This is a genomic window from Treponema sp. R8-4-B8, from assembly GCF_054786175.1.
The window spans coordinates 1-455 of sequence record NZ_BDHE01000378.1 but is presented as its reverse complement, the minus strand read 5'-3'; the positions used below and the strand labels follow the sequence as shown (position 1 = coordinate 455).

Annotated in this window: 1 protein-coding gene; it reads right to left on the bottom strand. The window is 35.6% G+C overall.

Annotated elements, in window-relative coordinates:
• A partial coding sequence (locus ACYVRA_RS08845; protein WP_461252346.1) for a YggT family protein occupies positions 1-280 on the bottom strand: 280 nt, incomplete at its 3' end.
• Between the last annotated feature and the right edge of the window lie 175 nt (positions 281-455).

The following is a 455-nucleotide window of genomic DNA, read 5'->3' as shown; positions in this document are numbered from 1 at the left end:
TAAATCCTAAAGGTAGTCGTGCCGCGATGGATAGAATACGAAATAGATTTTGAATAAAAGAAAGAAATACTATCGCTGGGATTACCGAAAAATCAAAAGCGCCAATGTTTAAACGTAATTTTTGCCTCGACCAGTCAAGATACGGGTCTGTAATTTTATTAAGAATTTCTACAGGTTTTCCGCCAACCATGCTTCCAAACCATGAAAATATTATGCGTATAAAAATAATTACTGAATAAATACCGGTTATTGCCGCCAAGAATCCAAAAATAAAACGCATTATTTCCTACACGCTTCAGCGACGAACTTACACTGTTTTAAGCCTTACATTAAATAGCCGTTACCTGACATATCTAATTCTGTCGCCGCCTTTACAATTTTTTCTTCTTTGTCAACTGGAATCTGAATAAAAATGGTATTCGAACATGAATTCGCCGCAAGATAACAGAGTAACT